Genomic DNA, 17,157 nt, shown 5'->3' on the forward strand with positions numbered 1-17,157 from the left:
GAACATGGCACGCACTCTCAAACTGAAAATTTATCGTTACGATCCGGACCAGGACGCCAAGCCGTACATGCAGGACGTGACGGTCGAGCTGAAAGACACCGACAAGATGCTGCTCGACGCACTGCAGCGCATCAAGTCCGACGTCGACGACTCGCTGGCCCTGCGCCGCTCGTGCCGCGAAGGCGTGTGCGGTTCGGACGCGATGAACATCAACGGTAAAAACGGCCTGGCCTGCACCACCAACCTGAACGAGCTGACCGAGCCTATCGTGCTGCGTCCGCTGCCAGGCCTGCCGGTGATCCGCGACCTGATCGTCGACATGACCCAGTTCTTCAAGCAGTACGATTCGATCAAGCCTTACCTGATCAACGATTCGATCCGTCCTGAAAAAGAACGCCTGCAATCCCCGACCGAGCGCGAAGAGCTCGACGGCCTGTACGAGTGCATCCTGTGCGCCTGCTGCTCGACGTCGTGCCCATCGTTCTGGTGGAACCCGGACAAGTTCGTCGGCCCGGCCGGCCTGTTGCAAGCCTACCGCTTCATCGCCGACTCGCGCGACGAAGCCACCGGCGCGCGCCTGGACAACCTGGAAGATCCGTACCGCCTGTTCCGCTGCCACTCGATCATGAACTGCGTCGACGTTTGCCCCAAGGGTCTGAACCCGAACAAGGCGATCGGCAAGATCAAGGAATTGATGGTCCGCCGCGCGATCTAAGCGGCACCACACGGGCGGCGGCCTCGTCGCCCGTTTTCGTATAAAGTAGCACATCCATATGACTGAACCGAACAGCTCAGCGCATCAGGCCGACCCCGCCAACCGAGCGCGCCTGCGGTGGCGTTCCCGCCGGGGCCTGCTGGAAAACGACATTATCCTGACCCGTTTTCTCGATGCGCATGAAACCGAATTGACCGACGAAGAAGTGGACGCATTCACGCGGCTCCTCGATTTGTCGGACAATGCCCTGATGGATCTGGTACTGGCCCGCAAGGAGCCGGAAGGCGAGGTCGATCTGCCGCATGTGCACGCACTGTTGCAGCGACTGCGTCTCGCGTAAAGACACACCCAGAAAAGTTTCGTTTTTTTTATTTGCCGCATCTCTCCAAGAAGGAAGAGTCCATGAACACCTCTGATAACAAAGCCACCCTATCGTTTTCCGATGGCAGCCCATCGGTAGAATTCCCGATCTACAAAGGCACCGTCGGTCCTGACGTGATCGACATCCGCAAACTGTACGCCGGCACCGGCAAGTTCACCTACGATCCAGGCTTCATGTCGACCGCGGCATGCAACTCGTCGATCACCTACATCGACGGCGACAAGGGCGAGCTGCTGTACCGCGGCTACCCGATCGAACAGCTGGCCGTGAACGCCGACTTCATGGAATCGTGCTACCTGCTGCTGAACGGCGAACTGCCGAACAAGGTTGAAAAAGAGAAGTTCGTTGAAACCGTGACCAAGCACACCATGGTCCACGAGCAGATGCAATTCTTCTTCCGCGGCTTCCGTCGCGACGCGCACCCGATGTCGGTGCTGGTCGGTACCGTCGGCGCGCTGGCGTCGTTCTACCACGACTCGCTGGACATCAACGATGCCAAGCAGCGCGAGATCTCGGCCATCCGCCTGATCGCCAAGATGCCGACCCTGGTGGCGATGGCGTACAAGTACTCGATGGGCCAGCCGTTCATGTATCCGCGCAACGACCTGTCGTACAGCGCCAACTTCATGCGCATGATGTTCGGTAATCCGTGCGAAGAATACAAAGTCAACGACGTGCTGGTGCGCGCTCTGGACCGTATCCTGATCCTGCACGCGGACCACGAGCAGAACGCATCGACCTCGACCGTCCGTCTGGCCGGTTCGTCGGGCGCGAATCCGTTCGCCTGTATCGCTGCCGGTATCGCCTGCCTGTGGGGCCCTGCCCACGGCGGCGCCAACGAAGCGGCACTGAACATGCTGAAGGAAATCGGCACCGTCGAGAACATTCCTGCCTTCATCGCTCAGGTGAAAGACAAGAACTCCGGCGTCAAGCTGATGGGCTTCGGTCACCGCGTGTACAAGAACTTCGATCCGCGTGCAAAACTGATGCGCGAAACCTGCTACGAGGTGCTGGAAGAGCTGGGCCTGCAAGACGACCCACTGTTCAAGCTGGCGATGGAACTGGAAAAGATTGCACTGAACGACGAATACTTCGTTTCGCGCAAGCTGTACCCGAACGTCGACTTCTACTCGGGCATAGTGCAGTCCGCGCTGGGCATCCCAGTGTCGCTGTTCACCGGTATCTTCGCCATGGCTCGCACCATCGGCTGGATCGCCCAGTGGAACGAAATGATCGCCGATCCAGAGCAGAAAATCGGCCGTCCACGTCAGCTGTTCGTCGGTTCGACCACGCGCGACGTCAAGCCGCTGGACCAGCGTTAATCGCCGGTCTTTGCAGCGCATAAAAAAACGGGCTTCGGCCCGTTTTTTTATGAGGAATTATCCTGTCACTGCAACTTTAGCTTTTGCGCCGACTCTTCGTCAGGCCAATGAGTCCCAGACCCAGCATCAGCATGGCATAAGTTGACGGTTCCGGCACGGCGCTGACGGACAGGAGGAAGGCGTGATCCTCGCCTGTCAGCAGGTTTCTTGCTCCGCCGACGATCGCACCCTGGTCGTTAATGCCCCACGCATCCGTCAGCACCCAGCCGGCGGCGCTGGCGCTGTTGTCGATAAAGGCGTTGAGATCGATGACCTTGCCATCGTTCCAAAGCGTTGCATGTTGAATATACGCATTGGCCAGGTTGGAGCTGCCGACGATCTGGCCACGGTTATTAATCGCGGAAGCCCATCCACCATCGCCGCCAAGCGAACCCAGATCGATGATGGCGTTGCCATCCCAGAGCGTGGCGTGCATATTGCCCTTGTCTGCGCTACGGGAAGCACCGACGATCTGTCCGTTGTTATTGATTGCCTGCGCATAGCTCGCCGTTCCGCCAAGCGTGCCGAGATCGGTAACGGTACCACCGCTCCACATGGTGGCGTGCGAGGCGGCGTCCCCCGCCAGATTTGAAAAGCCGACAGCCACGCCGTGATCATTGATGCCGTTGGCAAAGCTGGTAGTACCGCCTAACGTGGTAAGAGCTGTTGCGGTACCTCCGGTCCAGGTGGTGGCCAGTGGAGATCCGCTCGGTCCAGCCATCCAGCCTGCAAGCTGGCCGCTGTTGTTGATGGCAAGCGCGCCGCTGAGCGTTCCCGAGGCCAGTGACTGCGCGGTGCCGCTGCCTGGCTGCCAGACTGCGGCGACGGTGTAGTAGTCAAACCAGGCGGCTGTCCCTGATATCTGACCATTGCTGTTGATCGCGGTCGCCCCACTATATAAACCGCCCAGCGTTCCGAGGTCGGTCGTTGATGCGCCGTTCCATAAGGTTGCGTGAGAGCTTGCATTTCCGGCGTTTCGAGCGTCGCCAACAATCTGCCCCAGGTTATTGATGCCCCTCGCAGTGCTGCTAATCGCCGACTGGTTTAAGTCTTTGAATGTGTATGACTGGGCATGTGCGGACCCCATGAACAGCAGCGCCGAAGCCGCTGCGGCACACCACGTTTTTGTTTTCAAATCCACCCATAGTTAATGTTTGGATAATTATCTTATCAGCAATTTAGGAGGTCGTCGAATTTCAATCCCTGCGGGTGTCAGTCAGATTCAGATTGGCGGTTGAGCCGGTCGGGGCGGACCACCAGCAGCCACCACGCGATCACGCCCAATGTCGCTTGCGGCAGGTTGAACAGGAATTTGTCGATGACGACCTGCTGGCGCAGCGGCCAAGGCAGGTTTGCGGTTTCCGCGATGATGTTGGTGTGATACAGGCAAACGCCCAGCAAGAACACCATGGCGATCGCCCAGATCGACGGCAGGCTGGTGACCCGGCGGCGCAGCAGTGCCGCGACCGGATAGACCACAATAAAGCAGGCGAAATAGGCGAACAGATTGGCCATCGAATCCTGCAAACGGAAATGCGGCAGCAGGATCGGCACGGCGCAAATCGCCAATGCGAGCATGACGGCGATGACGGGGTGAGGGCGTTCGGGCCAGTGGTTGAAGCGGCTGATCATGAGTGGAACTTTGAGAATGGGGCCCCATTGTAGTTGAACTCTCCTAGGCACAGGTGAGCGGCCGTTTGATGGCGATTGAATGACGCTGAGTGGCCTATGCTAAGGTAGGAGCTTGAATTTGTTGGGGGATAGGTGATGGATACCTTGAAGTCGGCCAGTATCGCGGTGGAGGTGGACGACGCCAGTTTGCTTGAGCTGGCTCGGATGGCTGAAGCCGAAGGCATCAGCCGGGATGACGCAATCAAACATGCGATTCGTTTTTACCTGGACCATGGCAAAGGATACCGAGCCATGTTGAAGGATGGTACGGACGCCTGGAATCACTACAAGCAAACCGGCTTGCATGTTACGAATGATGAGATCGGTGAGTGGATTGACGAGCTCGAAGCTGGCAACGATAGTGCTGAGCCGCCAGCATGTCACACGTAATTTGGACTCAGGAAGCCAGGCTTGATCTGGAGCGCGTCTATCATTTTTTGGCTGCGCGCGACAAGGCGCTTGCCAAGCGAGCGCTTCGGGCGATCCACGACGGCGCAAAACTGCTGGGAAACCAGCCGCAATTGGGGCGCCCCGTCCTTAGTCAACGGCCGCCACGCAGGGAATGGTTGCTGCCGTTTGGCCGGAGCGGGTATGTCCTGCACTACTTGCTGGAAAATGACGATGTCTTGATTGTCGCAGTCCGTCATCAGCGGCAGGTGACTCGCTAAATCTGGCTGCTATTTTTCCTGATCCAGCAGCATCTGGATTTCCTCGCCTTCCTTCTTGCTGACATGGCCGCCGCGCAGTGCGGCCAGCACCAGCGCGTAGTTCATGTCGGACGCCGCCATTCCCTGCTGGTGTATTTGCTTGGCGGCGGAAATCGCCACCTTACATCTCGAATATTTATTTTCGGAAAATAATTGCGATACGGCAAAGTCATTCCTGACGATCCGATCAAAATAGCATGCAGTTATCAACGGAGTTCGGGACAGGAGGTGAGCATGAGCAGCATGCTATTCCGAGAAGAGGTCTTGGCTGCGCAGGCGCGTCAGTCTCTGGGCTCGATAGTGTTGATGCAGCCGATGTCCATGCGCTGTGCTGCGTGGGCCTCCATGTTCTTAGCCGCCTCGACAGGCGTTTTCCTAGTGACAAGCGAATACGCTCCGAGAGTGCGGGTGAGCGGGCACATCATGCCCATCGGCGGCCTCATTAAAGCGGTAACGCCGCAATTCGGTCGTGTCGTGGCCTGCCACGTTCGTGAGGGAAGCAAGGTGGTTGCGGGGCAAGTCATCTATGAGCTGTCTTCTGAGCGCAATTCGGAGAACCGCAATATTGATACGGGTATTGCTGTCGTCTTTGCCGAGAAATACAAGCTATTGGAAAAGGAAAAATCACTTCTGGTTGAACAGTTGGCAGAACGGGAGAAGGCATTGAACGAACGTCGGCGGCTCATTGATGCCGGCCTGATTCGATTTGAACAGGAGATATCTCTTCAAAAACAACGCGTGGCCATCGCCGCCCAAGTGATGACGCGCTACCGCTCCTTAAGGAACGAAGGGTATGTCTCCGAGTTGCAGATACTGCAGCACGAGAGCGAGCAGAGTGAACAGTTTGCTCGACTACAGGCATTGGAACGCGCCAAGCTGGAGTCGCAGCGAGATTTGGAGCAAACCAAATCAGAAGCAGAGCAGCTTCGTAGCCAAATCGCGATCAACAATCTTCAGATACTTCGGACTCAAGCGGTGTTGGATCATGAATCTGCTGAGCAGCTGGCACATTCCCGGATTCAAGTGGTTGCTCCGACCTCCGGCACCGTCACATCGTTGACCGCTGTGGTGGGCGAGTCGGTGAGTGCGGGGGCCTCCTTGGCCACGGTTATTCCCACGGGCAGTCAATTGGAAGCACAACTCCTTGCGCCATCACGCGCAATCGGCTTTGTCATGCCGGGTCAAAGGGTTCGACTGCGTTTAGACGCATTCCCCTTTCAGAAATACGGGTACGTGGAGGGGGCGATTGTGGCCGTTGAGCAGAGTCCGCTGTCAGCGGGAGGCTCGGAGCCCGTGTATCGAATTAGCGTTCGACTTGCACAGCAATCCCTGAATGTCATCGGTCAGCGCCAGCAGTTTAGGCCTGGGATGGGCCTTGAAGCGGACATACATCAGCGTCCACGGCGTCTAGTCAGTTGGTTGTTCGGACCGATGCTGGCGGCTGTGAAAGAGTAAGTCGAAACATATGCAGAATTTTCGGCTGTGTGCCGGAAAGATCGTGTGCCAGGCGCACGAAGACAACAAACCATTCTATGTGAATGGTCCTTTAACCAAGCTTTGGAGGTTCACATCATGCGTGCAATTACTCACCACGAATTAGTTGCTGTTGTAGGTGGAGCAGATCAGGCCGTCGTTATCACCAAAAAGAAAGATGATGGTTCCGGCGCTGGGACGCTACAGCTTGCTGTCGGTGTTCATGGCGCCAACAGTGCTGGTGCTGCTGCGGGAGGTGCTGGCGGCGGTGCTGCAGCCAGCCCCAAATACTCATGCGTCGAGACTATCGAGCAGACCTGCCAGACCGCGCAATTCACCAAATTCTCCTTCGGAGTTCAGGGCGCGACATTCGAACAGACGCCAGGCGGCTGCGTGGTAAAACAAACCAGCGTATGTACGCCAATCTCTCAAATAAGCCGATAGCTGTTTTTCCGCATGCCGATGGTAATTAGTCTGAATCGCCGGTGAGCCATTCACTGGCGATTCATCAAATTTTCGCAGGGAGGTTCTATGAAATCAGCTATCTTCGTTGAGAAATTACTATTTGGTTTTGCGATACTTCTGCTCTCGCTAGCCTCTACTGCGTTTGCAGCGGAGCACCGTCAGTTTTCGGTAGCTCAAACGGAACAAACGGAAGCGATTAACGGCCAAATTGATTGGCCCGGAGGAAAGCTTGATCGCTGGACGGGCCCCGTGGTAGCTTTTGTCTCATCGGGAAGTCCCAACGATCGCGATGGCTGGCTCGTACGGGCGATGGAAACCATCTGGGCGGATCGTCTGCCGCTGAAGGATCTATCCAGCGCTCTGGTCAGTGAGGGCGTGGCGGTGATCCGATTTGACAATCCTGGTGTCCTCCAGCCTCAACTGAAATGTAGGGAGACGATATTTAAGATTGGTCTTTCCGTCGATGTCCTACGACATAGGTGCCTGGACGCCAGGATTCTCGGCGGCTTCACCGTTGAAAAGTATCAGCGCAGCATAGAGGCGGTCCTTATGCACGTTCAGCGCATAATGCCTGCTGCTCGTAATCGACTGTTCCTGTTTGGTTTTTCGGAAGGGCTGGTTCACGCGGCCTCGATTGCCGATAGAGGGTTTGTGAGGTTGCAAGGTCTAGTCTCGATTGGTTCGCCAGCCGAATCCATGGAAACCGTAACTCGTTGGCAGGCCATTGACCGCATGGTGGAAACTCTCCCTGAATTCGATCTAAACGGCGATGGGATCGTTAGCAATAGCGAGATTCGAGAGGGCTATGAGCGAGGGATTGGTAACGTGATGGGGCTCGAGGGATGGTTCAGCAAGACTGGATATTGGACCGCCGAGAATCGGGATGTGCTGAAAACCGACCTAGAAGCAGTGTATGTGCAGTTCCGCCGAGATACCGATACGGGGACCGATGCCGGAAAACTGGAATGGAAGCCACAGAAAAACGGCGTGCTTGTTCCAGATGTGACTGACGCCTTGTGGCACTTTCATTTTTACGATCAACTTGCTTCAGCCGAGGTGATGCGACGATTGGGAATTCCGGGATTGTTTATGTGGGGAGATAAAGATAAGCAAGTGAGTGTGACTCGTCAGGTTAAATTGATTGATCAATTGAGCCAGCAGGGCAGCAGCATCCGGTATCTGCGATTCCCAGGGCGTCACCACCTGCTCTCCCAGCGTCGGGATCTGGACTGGCTTGAGCCTGGTTTCATGCCTGTTATAGCCAAGGAGGTTCGTGCTTTCCTGGATCAATGCCTGCAGACAAACACAGGAACACGGCCGCTGGTGGCTAAGACGTCAGATGCCGGCGGCGACCGACAAAACGTTGGTTCATATAAGCCGGTTGTGGAGCCACGATAACGCCGGCTAACCCTTCCAAGAACTCCGTTTCTGTCTCAGGGCTACTGCAAAATGAAAACATCTCATCTTGAGTTCGGTGCAAAACGGGTCCCTTTGTTATTGCAGACGGAGGCTGCGGAATGTGGATTGGCCTGCTTGGCAATGATCGCTACATGGCATGGTCATCGGACCGACTTGTCCGCATTGCGTGCACGCTTTCACGTCTCTTTGAAGGGCGCGAATCTTAGTCAATTGGTGGAGTATGCGAATTGCCTGCAATTAACTTCTCGACCATTGAGATTAGAGGTCGACGAGTTGTCGCAGCTTGCCTTGCCGTGCATTTTGCACTGGAACCTGAATCATTTTGTCGTACTGGTGAAGGTGGGTCGGAAAGGCATAGTCATTCACGACCCCGCAATTGGCGTGCGCCGTTTGCCTTTTGATCAAATAGGAAAATTCTTTACAGGGGTTGCATTGGAGCTGCAACCTACAGCCCATTTCAGACCTGTCAACGACCGTCGTCGAATTTCGATTGCGGCGTTGATGGGGCGGGTTGATGGCCTTTGGCATACGATCGCTCTGGTATTTGGCATGGCATTGGCGCTGGAAGTGTTTGCGCTTGTCGGACCTGTACTGAATCAATGGGTGGTAGATGAAGCCCTGGTATCGGCTGACTACAGCTTGCTCAATGTGGTGATCTGCGGCTGCGGGTTGATGCTACTGATTCAGACTGCTGTTGCGCTGGCTCGCGGCTGGACTGTGATGTATCTATCCACTCATCTCAACTTGCAATGGGCGGCGAACGTATTCACGCACTTGCTTCACTTGCCGGTCTCATGGTTTGAGAAACGATATCTTGGAGATGTCGTTTCAAGGTTTGGCTCCATCGGGGCTATTCAACATACGCTGACGACAGGCTTCGTTGAGACCATACTCGACGGGATGTTTGCTTTGTTAACGCTAGCGATGATGTTGATGTACAGCGTGCGCCTGTCCATTGTCGTAGTCGTTGCTGCTTGTTTATACGCAGTGCTCCGGGCTTTGTCATTTCAGCCACTGCGCATGGCAAACGAAGAGGCGCTGCTGCTGGGGGCAAAGGAACACAGCTGCTTTCTGGAGACCATACGGGGTGTGCGTGCGATCAAGCTATTTGGTCGTGAGCTCGAACGTCGTAGTCGCTGGGTGAACTTGTTGGTCGACTCAGTCAATCGCAGCGTGCGTACCGAGAAATTTATGCTTTGGTTTGGCATGGCGAACACCGCAGTATTTGGCGCCGAGCACTTGCTGGTCCTATGGCTGGGGGCGGGGAATGTCATGGGAGGAAGTCTGACTGTTGGAATGTTGTTCGCCTTCATGTCGTACAGTGGCCAGTTCGGCGGGCGCATGGCGGCGTTGACGAACCGCTGCGTCGAATTTCGTCTGCTGTCGGTACATGCCGAGCGTCTCGCCGATATTGTGTTGGAGCCGATCGAACAGGAGGGCCTGCCAGGTTATCGGGTGGAGGATTTGATTCCTCGAGTTGAACTTTTGGATGTCAGTTTCCGCTATGCCGACAACGAACCCTGGATTATTCGCCATCTGACATTGACGATAGAGCCTGGTGAATCGGTCGTGCTGGTCGGGCCTTCTGGATGTGGCAAAACCACCTTAATCAAATTGATACTTGGGATATTGCAGCCAACCGAAGGTGAAATGCGTTATGGCGACTGCCCGGTACAGCGTCTCGGATATGCCGCGCTGCGAAGAGTAATGGCGGCAGTTATGCAGGATGACCATCTAATGGCTGGTTCGTTGGCAGAAAACATCTGTTTTTTTGATCCGCTCCCCGATCAAGCCCGCGTCGAATCCTGCGCTCAGATGGCCGCTGTGCATGAAGACATCGTAGCGATGCCTATGGGGTACCATACATTGGCCGGGGACATGGGGACGACCCTCTCGGGCGGACAGAAGCAGCGTATTCTGTTGGCCCGTGCTCTATACAAGTCACCTCGAGTGATGGTGCTTGACGAGGCTACGAGCCATCTGGATATTTTGCGTGAGCGCGCGGTCAATCAACTTATCGGCGGGTTGGACATAACCCGGATCTGCGCGGCGCACCGTCCGGAAACGATCGCAATGGCAGGCCGCGTCATTCGTCTTGATCCAACAACGCCTGGATTTCCTCGCGTTCCTTCTTGCTGACATGGCCGCCGCGCAGCGCGGCCAGCACCAGCGCCTTGCCGGAGCCGGAGAAGGCTTTCTGGATCAGCTCTTTCAGCAGATTGGTTTGCAGCGAATCCTGCTCCTGCGCCGGCGCGTAGATGTGGGCGCGCTGGCTTTCGTCGCGGGTCAACAGGCCTTTGGTGTGCATCACTTGCAGCAGCCGCAGCACCGTCGCGTAGTTCATGTCGGGACGCGCTTCCATCGCTGCCTGGTGCACCTGCTTGGCGGTCGCCGGCCCGCTTTGCCACAGCAGGCGCAGCATTTCCAGTTCGGACGGGGTGGGCTTCGGTGGGACAGTGGTCATGATGATGATGATGATGGAATGCGGGACAATGCATCTAGAATAAAATATCTAGATGCATTTGTCTAGTTCTACCGTGTTCTTTACATCACCACTTCATTTCACCTTTGGCGACCTTGGCGCTGGTTTCCAGCGCACCGTTCAGGCCGGCGGTCGGATACAGCTCCTTCATGCGGGCGATCAGCGCGGCCGAATTGGCGGCCTTTGCAGTCTCGGCTTCGAAGCGCACCAGGTAGTCACGGGTGAAACCGATGGCGTCCGGCGTCAGCGCAGCGCCTTGTTTGAAGTGGCCCGGCACGATGGTGGCCGGTTTCAGCGCAGCGACACCGTCCAGCGTCGCTAGCCACTGCTTGCGCGATTCAGCCGTCTGCGTATCTGCGGTCCACACGTGCAGGTCGTTGAACAGCACCACGCCGCCCACCACTGCCTTGATCGACGGAATCCACACGTAGCTGCGGTCCGGCGTCGCGCCCTTCAGGCCTTCGATCTTCAGCGTCTGGCCTTCCAGCTTGATGGTGTCGCCTTGCAGCGGCTGCGGCACGATGATGCTCTTCGGTGCGTTGTCTTTCAGGATAGGACCCCAGAACGCCACCTTGGCATCCTTCTTCTTCTCGATGCCAGCGATGGTCTGCGGCGTGGCGACGATCTTCGCATCCGGGAAGGCGGCGTGGATCACGTCCAGGCCAAAGTAGAAGTCCGGGTCGCTGTGGCTGACGTAGACCGTGGTCAGGTGCTTGCCGCTGGCGCGGATCTGTTCGACCAGCTTGAGCGCTTCGCCGCGCGAGAACTGAGCGTCGATCAGCACCGCATCCCTGGCGCCGCTAACGATCACCGAGGCGACCGGGAAGATGGCGGCTTCGCCCGGATTGAACACTTCCAGTGTGAGCGGTGCGGCGGTGGCGCCGGCAACGGTGGCGGCGAGGGCGGCGGACAACAGGCTTTGCTTGATCATGATGGTCTTTCGTGTGGAGTTGGAATGACGTCATCTTAAATTTCTTTATCCGATAGAAAAATAGGGTAATCTGCACCTATTAATTGCATAAATCGGACGAATCGATGGACAGGATCACGGCAGCGCAGGTTTTCGTCAGCATCGCCGAGCGCGGCAGCATGATCGCGGCGGCCGAGGCGTTGGACATGTCGCGCGCCATGGTCACGCGCTATCTGGCCGAGATGGAGGAGTGGGCCGGCGCCCGCCTGCTGCACCGGAGCACGCGTCGCCTGAGCCTGACCGACGCCGGCGACCTCACGCTGGCGCGCTGCCGCCGCATGTTGGAACTGGCCGAGGCGATGGAAGTGGGCAGCGGCGCCGATGCCGATACGCCGCAAGGCCTGCTGCGCATCACCTGTTCGCAATCGCTGGCGCAGGCCGCGCTGGCGATCGCCGTCACGGCGTTCCTGAAGCGCTACCCGCGCACGGCGGTCGACCTGCAAATGAATAACCGCGCCGTCAATCTGGTCGAACAGCGAATCGACCTGGCGCTGCGCATCACCAACGCGCTGGAACCGAACCTGATCGCGCGCCAGCTGGGTTGGTGCGATTCGGTGGTGTGCGCGGCGCCGTCCTACCTGGCCGAGCGCGGCACGCCGCTGCGGGCCGAAGACCTGGCCGTGCACAACTGCCTGACCTACACCTATTTCGGCAAGAGCCTGTGGCAGTTTACGGAGCGGGATGGCGAGGTGGTGTCGGTGCCGGTCAGCGGCAACCTGTCGGCCAATGAGGATCTGATTTTGCTGAAGGCGGCCGAGGAGGGCGCCGGCATCGCGCTGCAACCCTTGTACAGCGCGGCGCCGCTGATCGCCGACGGCAGGCTGGTGGCGCTGCTGCCGGACTACGCGCCGCAGCAGATGGGCATCTACGGCATCTACACCTCGCGCCAGCATATGTCGCCGGCGCTGCGGGCGATGCTGGACTTCCTGCTGGACTGGTTCGCCCGCGACCCTGCCTGGATGGGAAGCGCTCAGCCGAGTTAGATGCTGAGCGCTGCGATCCGCTGTTCCACGTCCGCCAACGATGGCCGGGCGGCTGGATCGGTTTGAACACAGGCCGCCTGCAGTTCCGCCAGCGCCGCCTGCTGCGCGGCTGGCAGCGCGCACCGCGCCATCAATTCATCGAGCAGATGGCCGAAGGCCCGCACTTCAAGCCGTTGCAAGCCCGGCGCGTGCGGCGCGTCCGGCGCAAACAGCGATGCCGCGCCGAAGTCGCCCAGCAGGCTGCGGCCCTGGTCGCAATGCAGGATGTTGTGGCCATACAGGTCGCCGTGCATGATGCCGCGCCCATGCAGGTGGCGCGCCGCCGAGGCGATGCCGCCGGCGATGCGCAACAGTTCGGCCGGACTGAAGCGCTTGCCGTCCGGGTAAGTGTCGCGGGTGCAGCTGTCCAGGCTGGGCGGGCCGGCCAGGTTGCCGAAGCCGGGATCGATCAACGGCATCACGCAGCCTTTCGCGCCTTGCGGGTGACCGTGCACTTCGCCCAGTACGGGAATCAGGTTGGGATGCACGCCCGAGCTGACGCAGGCCGTCATCTCGCAGCGCGGCAAGCCGTCGCTGGTGACTGCGCCCTTGAACATCTTGACCGCCACCGGCCGTTCGTCGCCAACACCGTCGCCGGCCTCGCGCAGTACCGCCTGATGGATCACGCCGGATGCGCCTTCGCCCAGTTTCTGCTGAAAACTCAATCGATCCCAGCCGATACCTGCAATACCCGCGCCGGCCTCAGCGGCCAGTTCGTCCGCCTCGCAGAAGGGATTGCCGGCGTAGGCCAGCCAGGACAGGCGCGGCATGTCGAGCAGCCACATCGGTAGTTCGGTGAGACGGTTGGCGGCGATGCGCAGTAATTCCAGCTGTGAGCAGGCGGCCAGTTCGGGCGGCAGGGCGGTCAGGCGGTTCCCCGCCAACATCAGCTTTTGCAGCGGTGCGCAGCGGCCGATGGCGGCGGGCAGTTGCTCGATCCGGTTGTCGGTCAGGACCAGCCAGCGCAGCGCCGGCGGCAGCGCGGCGGCCGGAACTTCGCGGATCTGGTTGCTTTTGAAGCCGATCATCGTCAAAGCAGGGCAGGCGCCCAGCACCGCCGGCAGCGTCGTAAACTGGTTGGCGGAGCAGAAAATGATGCGCAGCTTGCGCAGGCGCGGCAGGTCGTCCGGCAGCGAGGACAGGGCGTTGCCCGATAAATCCAGGATCTCCAGCGTGTCGGCCAGGTCGAATATCTCTGGCGGGAAATCGGTCAGGCCGCAGGACATTTGCAGGCGCGAGATGCCAGCCAGTTGTCCGGCGCGTAACTGCTCTAAGGTGTGCATGAAGGGCGGACGGGATCAGAAAGCGCTATTCTACAACCTCCGGCACTGCGCAAAAAAGCCGTTAAAAATATGAAAACATTGCGAGCGAACCGCGCAGCCATGCGGTTTAAGTGTAAACGCGTACTGAAACATTTGTTACGCTTTTTGTCGCGGAATTGGTTGTTGGGATACAATACCGGTGCTATCCTGAATGACCGATTTTTTGAAGTACTGAAGAACTATAGCCCTTCCCCACAACTTGATGTGCAATCCGCTAACCGGTCAGGCCGTGTCGCGGAAGGTTAGATTAACCCGCTAATTCCTCGCGAAGCGCGAAGAAAGGTGAGCAAGATGATGCAACAATATACGTCCAATTCCTACCTGTTTGGTGGGAACGCACCGTACGTCGAAGAACTGTACGAGGCGTACCTCAACAACCCAGGTTCCGTGCCAGACAACTGGCGCGCCTACTTCGACGCCATGCAGCACGTGCCGGCCGTCGACGGTACCAATAAGCCAGACGTCGCCCACGCTTCGGTCATCGCCTCCTTCGCCGAACGCGCGAAAGCCGGCCCGATCCGCACCGTGGTTGCCTCCGCCGACGCTGAAATGGGCCGCAAGCGCGTCGCCGCGACCCAGCTGATCGCCGCATACCGCTACCTGGGTTCCCGCTGGGCCAACCTGGATCCGCTGCAACGCCAGGAACGTCCATCGATTCCCGAGCTGGACCCGACCTTCTACGGCTTCACCGATGCGGACATGGACACCGTGTTCAACATCAGCAACACCTACTTCGGCCCTGAGACCGCGACCCTGCGCGACCTGCTGAACTTCCTGCGCGACACCTACACCCGTTCGATCGGCGCAGAGTACATGTACATCTCCGATCCGGCTGAAAAGCGCTGGTTGCAGGAACGCCTGGAATCGATCCGTTCGACCCCGAGCTTCACGCCCGAGAAGAAAAAGCACATCCTGGAACGCCTGACCGCGGCCGAAGGCCTGGAACGCTACCTGCACACCAAATACGTCGGCCAGAAACGCTTCTCGCTCGAAGGCGGCGAAACCTTCATCGCCTCGATCGACGAAATCATCCAGCGCGCCGGCGAAAAAGGCGTGCAGGAGATCGTTATCGGCATGGCCCACCGCGGCCGCCTGAACGTGCTGGTCAACACCCTGGGCAAATCGCCCAAGGAACTGTTCGAAGAATTCGAAGGCAAGCACGGCGACGACCTGCCGGCCGGCGACGTCAAATACCACCAAGGCTTCTCGTCGGACATCTCGACCGCCGGCGGTCCGGTCCACCTGTCGCTGGCGTTCAACCCGTCGCACCTGGAAATCGTCAACCCTGTGGTTGAAGGTTCGGTCAAGGCGCGCATGGACCGTCGCGGCGACACCCTGGGCAAGCAAGTGCTGCCTATCCTGGTGCACGGCGACGCGGCTTTCGCAGGCCAGGGCGTTGTGATGGAAACCCTGAATCTGGCGCAAACCCGCGGCTACGGCACGGGCGGCACGGTGCACATCGTCATCAACAACCAGATCGGCTTCACCACGTCCGACCCGCGCGATGCGCGCTCGACCATCTACTGCTCGGACGTCGTCAAGATGATCGAAGCACCGGTGCTGCACGTGAACGCCGACGATCCTGAAGCCGTGGTACTGGCTTCGCAGATCGCCATGGACTACCGTCTGCAGTTCCAGAAAGATATCGTTGTCGACATCATCTGCTACCGCAAACTGGGCCACAACGAACAAGATACGCCAGCGCTGACCCAGCCGCTGATGTACAAGAAAATCGGCACCCACCCAGGCACCCGCAAGCTGTACGCGGACAAGCTGGTGGCGCAGACCGTCATCGCAGCCGATGGCGGCGAGCAGATGCAAGCGGCCTTCCGCGATGCGATGGACGCCGGCAAGCACACCGTCGATCCAGTGATCTCCAACTTCAAGAACAAGTACGCGGTCGACTGGCTGCCGTTCCTGAACCGCAAATGGACCGACTCGGCCGACACCGCCGTGCCGATGACCGAACTGAAGCGCCTGGCCACCCGCATCACCACCGTGCCGGAAAACTTCAAAGTGCACTCGCTGGTCGAGAAGGTACTGGGCGACCGCGCCAACATGGGCAAGGGCGAACTGAACCTGGACTGGGGCATGGGCGAACACCTGGCCTACGCATCGCTGGTCGCTTCGGGCTACGCAGTGCGCCTGACCGGCCAGGACGCCGGCCGCGGCACCTTCGTGCACCGTCACGCCGTGCTGCACGACCAGAACCGCGAGCGTTGGGATGCAGGCACCTACGTGCCGCTGCAGAACATCGCCGAAGGCCAGGCGCCGTTCACCGTGATCGACTCCGTGCTGTCCGAAGAGGCGGTACTGGGCTTCGAATACGGCTACTCGACCGCTGAACCAAACACGCTGACGATCTGGGAAGCCCAGTTCGGCGACTTCGTCAACGGCGCGCAAGTGGTCATCGACCAGTTCATCAGCTCCGGCGAAGTGAAGTGGGGCCGCGCTTCGGGCCTGGTCATGATGCTGCCGCACGGTTACGAAGGCCAGGGTCCTGAGCACTCGTCCGCGCGTCCAGAGCGTTTCCTGCAACTGTGCGCTGACAACAATATGCAAGTGGTGCAGCCGACCACCGCGTCGCAGATCTTCCACGTGCTGCGTCGCCAGATGGTGCGTCAGTTCCGTAAGCCGCTGGTGATCCTGACGCCTAAATCGCTGCTGCGTAACAAGGATGCAGGTTCGGCGCTGACCGAACTGGCCAAGGGCGCGTTCCAGACCGTGATCGGCGAAGTCGACGAGAAAATCGACGCCAAGAAAGTCAAGCGCGTGGTCGCCTGCTCGGGCAAGGTCTACTACGACCTGGTCAACGCACGCAAGACCCGTGGCCAGACCGACACCGCCATCATCCGCGTTGAACAGCTGTATCCGTTCCCGCACAAATCGTTCGCTGCCGAACTGAAGAAGTTCCCGAACCTGGCGGAAGTGGTGTGGGCGCAGGACGAGCCGCAGAATCAGGGCCCATGGTTCCAGATTCAGCACAACATCTTCGAGAGCATGGACGCAGGTCAGCGCCTGGCATACGCCGGCCGCCCAGCGTCGGCATCGCCGGCTGTCGGCTACTACGACAAGCACTACGCCCAGCAAAAAGACCTGCTGGAGACGGCGTTCTCGAAGCTCAAAGGTTTCATCCTGACCAAATAATCACCACTTACTGACGGAGCG

Annotated in this window: 17 protein-coding genes; 11 read left to right on the plus strand and 6 right to left on the minus strand. The window is 58.6% G+C overall.

Features of this window, described 5'->3' with window-relative positions; genetic code table 11:
• Positions 1-4 precede the first annotated feature (4 nt).
• The 3 genes from RUGAMON1_RS22450 (at position 5) to gltA (ending at position 2,419) form a co-directional block, all read left to right on the plus strand.
• Entirely contained in the window at positions 5-715 is a 711-nt protein-coding gene (locus RUGAMON1_RS22450; RefSeq protein ID WP_090314620.1) for a succinate dehydrogenase iron-sulfur subunit, read from the plus strand.
• Between the two features lie 58 nt (positions 716-773).
• On the plus strand, positions 774-1,055 hold the full coding sequence (locus RUGAMON1_RS22455) for an FAD assembly factor SdhE (protein ID WP_070268579.1): 282 nt from the start codon (positions 774-776) through the stop codon (positions 1,053-1,055).
• 62 nt (positions 1,056-1,117) lie between these two features.
• Entirely contained in the window at positions 1,118-2,419 is a 1,302-nt protein-coding gene (gene gltA, locus RUGAMON1_RS22460; protein WP_332852422.1) for a citrate synthase, read from the plus strand.
• 76 nt (positions 2,420-2,495) lie between these two features.
• Here gltA and RUGAMON1_RS22465 read toward each other — a convergent pair whose 3' ends face one another.
• Both RUGAMON1_RS22465 and RUGAMON1_RS22470 read right to left on the minus strand, forming a co-directional pair.
• Positions 2,496-3,593, minus strand: a complete 1,098-nt coding sequence (locus RUGAMON1_RS22465; protein WP_445232625.1) for a PEP-CTERM sorting domain-containing protein — start codon at positions 3,591-3,593, stop codon at positions 2,496-2,498.
• Between the two features lie 77 nt (positions 3,594-3,670).
• Positions 3,671-4,090, minus strand: a complete 420-nt coding sequence (locus tag RUGAMON1_RS22470; protein WP_445232626.1) for a hypothetical protein — start codon at positions 4,088-4,090, stop codon at positions 3,671-3,673.
• Positions 4,091-4,225: 135 nt separating this feature from the next.
• Here RUGAMON1_RS22470 and RUGAMON1_RS22475 point away from each other — a divergent pair, with 135 nt between their 5' ends.
• Both RUGAMON1_RS22475 and RUGAMON1_RS22480 read left to right on the plus strand, forming a co-directional pair.
• On the plus strand, positions 4,226-4,519 hold the full coding sequence (locus RUGAMON1_RS22475) for a ribbon-helix-helix domain-containing protein (RefSeq protein ID WP_445232627.1): 294 nt from the start codon (positions 4,226-4,228) through the stop codon (positions 4,517-4,519).
• Positions 4,507-4,797: a type II toxin-antitoxin system RelE/ParE family toxin gene (locus RUGAMON1_RS22480; protein WP_445232628.1), complete on the plus strand. Its 291-nt coding sequence runs from the start codon at positions 4,507-4,509 to the stop codon at positions 4,795-4,797. Before RUGAMON1_RS22475 ends, RUGAMON1_RS22480 begins: the two co-directional genes overlap by 13 nt.
• Before the next feature lie 9 nt (positions 4,798-4,806).
• Here RUGAMON1_RS22480 and RUGAMON1_RS22485 read toward each other — a convergent pair whose 3' ends face one another.
• Positions 4,807-4,956 (minus strand): hypothetical protein, encoded by a 150-nt coding sequence (locus RUGAMON1_RS22485; protein WP_445232629.1) that lies wholly within the window; start codon positions 4,954-4,956, stop codon positions 4,807-4,809.
• A gap of 114 nt (positions 4,957-5,070) precedes the next feature.
• Between RUGAMON1_RS22485 and RUGAMON1_RS22490 the strand changes: the two genes are divergently transcribed.
• The 4 genes from RUGAMON1_RS22490 to RUGAMON1_RS22505 all read left to right on the plus strand — a co-directional run bounded on the left by RUGAMON1_RS22490 (position 5,071) and on the right by RUGAMON1_RS22505 (position 10,332).
• Positions 5,071-6,291 (plus strand): beta-barrel domain-containing protein, encoded by a 1,221-nt coding sequence (locus RUGAMON1_RS22490; protein ID WP_445232630.1) that lies wholly within the window; start codon positions 5,071-5,073, stop codon positions 6,289-6,291.
• Between the two features lie 117 nt (positions 6,292-6,408).
• Entirely contained in the window at positions 6,409-6,753 is a 345-nt protein-coding gene (locus RUGAMON1_RS22495; protein WP_445232631.1) for a hypothetical protein, read from the plus strand.
• Positions 6,754-6,840: 87 nt separating this feature from the next.
• Complete coding sequence (locus tag RUGAMON1_RS22500) at positions 6,841-8,172, plus strand: hypothetical protein (RefSeq protein ID WP_445232632.1); 1,332 nt, start codon at positions 6,841-6,843, stop codon at positions 8,170-8,172.
• A gap of 51 nt (positions 8,173-8,223) precedes the next feature.
• A complete protein-coding gene (locus tag RUGAMON1_RS22505; protein WP_445232633.1) occupies positions 8,224-10,332 on the plus strand; it encodes a peptidase domain-containing ABC transporter in 2,109 nt (702 codons plus the stop codon).
• Here the strand turns inward: RUGAMON1_RS22505 and RUGAMON1_RS22510 are convergent.
• Positions 10,280-10,657, minus strand: coding sequence for a BlaI/MecI/CopY family transcriptional regulator (locus tag RUGAMON1_RS22510; protein WP_445232634.1), 378 nt, complete (start codon positions 10,655-10,657; stop codon positions 10,280-10,282). The genes RUGAMON1_RS22505 and RUGAMON1_RS22510 overlap by 53 nt on opposite strands.
• 85 nt (positions 10,658-10,742) lie before the next feature.
• Complete coding sequence (locus tag RUGAMON1_RS22515; protein WP_445232635.1) at positions 10,743-11,606, minus strand: MBL fold metallo-hydrolase; 864 nt, start codon at positions 11,604-11,606, stop codon at positions 10,743-10,745.
• Between the two features lie 104 nt (positions 11,607-11,710).
• On the opposite strand from RUGAMON1_RS22515, the gene RUGAMON1_RS22520 reads away from it, so the two are divergent.
• Complete coding sequence (locus tag RUGAMON1_RS22520) at positions 11,711-12,628, plus strand: LysR family transcriptional regulator (protein WP_445232636.1); 918 nt, start codon at positions 11,711-11,713, stop codon at positions 12,626-12,628.
• Here the strand turns inward: RUGAMON1_RS22520 and RUGAMON1_RS22525 are convergent.
• On the minus strand, positions 12,625-13,950 hold the full coding sequence (locus RUGAMON1_RS22525; protein ID WP_445232637.1) for a leucine-rich repeat-containing protein kinase family protein: 1,326 nt from the start codon (positions 13,948-13,950) through the stop codon (positions 12,625-12,627). The two genes, RUGAMON1_RS22520 and RUGAMON1_RS22525, sit on opposite strands and share 4 nt — an antisense overlap.
• Before the next feature lie 330 nt (positions 13,951-14,280).
• Between RUGAMON1_RS22525 and RUGAMON1_RS22530 the strand changes: the two genes are divergently transcribed.
• Positions 14,281-17,136 carry a 2-oxoglutarate dehydrogenase E1 component gene (locus RUGAMON1_RS22530; RefSeq protein ID WP_445232638.1) on the plus strand — a complete coding sequence of 952 codons (2,856 nt, stop codon included), beginning with the start codon at positions 14,281-14,283 and terminating at the stop codon, positions 17,134-17,136.
• The last annotated feature ends 21 nt before the right edge of the window (positions 17,137-17,157 follow it).

This window comes from Duganella rhizosphaerae (assembly GCF_040364205.1).
GTDB lineage: Bacteria > Pseudomonadota > Gammaproteobacteria > Burkholderiales > Burkholderiaceae_D > Rugamonas > Rugamonas rhizosphaerae.

Coding starts and splice junctions, on each gene's coding strand:
- RUGAMON1_RS22510 (WP_445232634.1), bottom strand. CDS start 10,657: ATGACCACTGTCCCACCGAAGCCCACCCCGTCCGAACTGGAAATGCTG.
- RUGAMON1_RS22480 (WP_445232628.1), top strand. CDS start 4,507: ATGTCACACGTAATTTGGACTCAGGAAGCCAGGCTTGATCTGGAGCGC.
- RUGAMON1_RS22525 (WP_445232637.1), bottom strand. CDS start 13,950: ATGCACACCTTAGAGCAGTTACGCGCCGGACAACTGGCTGGCATCTCG.
- RUGAMON1_RS22450 (WP_090314620.1), top strand. CDS start 5: ATGGCACGCACTCTCAAACTGAAAATTTATCGTTACGATCCGGACCAG.
- RUGAMON1_RS22500 (WP_445232632.1), top strand. CDS start 6,841: ATGAAATCAGCTATCTTCGTTGAGAAATTACTATTTGGTTTTGCGATA.
- RUGAMON1_RS22520 (WP_445232636.1), top strand. CDS start 11,711: ATGGACAGGATCACGGCAGCGCAGGTTTTCGTCAGCATCGCCGAGCGC.
- RUGAMON1_RS22515 (WP_445232635.1), bottom strand. CDS start 11,606: ATGATCAAGCAAAGCCTGTTGTCCGCCGCCCTCGCCGCCACCGTTGCC.
- RUGAMON1_RS22530 (WP_445232638.1), top strand. CDS start 14,281: ATGATGCAACAATATACGTCCAATTCCTACCTGTTTGGTGGGAACGCA.
- RUGAMON1_RS22475 (WP_445232627.1), top strand. CDS start 4,226: ATGGATACCTTGAAGTCGGCCAGTATCGCGGTGGAGGTGGACGACGCC.
- gltA (WP_332852422.1), top strand. CDS start 1,118: ATGAACACCTCTGATAACAAAGCCACCCTATCGTTTTCCGATGGCAGC.
- RUGAMON1_RS22490 (WP_445232630.1), top strand. CDS start 5,071: ATGAGCAGCATGCTATTCCGAGAAGAGGTCTTGGCTGCGCAGGCGCGT.
- RUGAMON1_RS22455 (WP_070268579.1), top strand. CDS start 774: ATGACTGAACCGAACAGCTCAGCGCATCAGGCCGACCCCGCCAACCGA.
- RUGAMON1_RS22505 (WP_445232633.1), top strand. CDS start 8,224: ATGAAAACATCTCATCTTGAGTTCGGTGCAAAACGGGTCCCTTTGTTA.
- RUGAMON1_RS22495 (WP_445232631.1), top strand. CDS start 6,409: ATGCGTGCAATTACTCACCACGAATTAGTTGCTGTTGTAGGTGGAGCA.
- RUGAMON1_RS22470 (WP_445232626.1), bottom strand. CDS start 4,090: ATGATCAGCCGCTTCAACCACTGGCCCGAACGCCCTCACCCCGTCATC.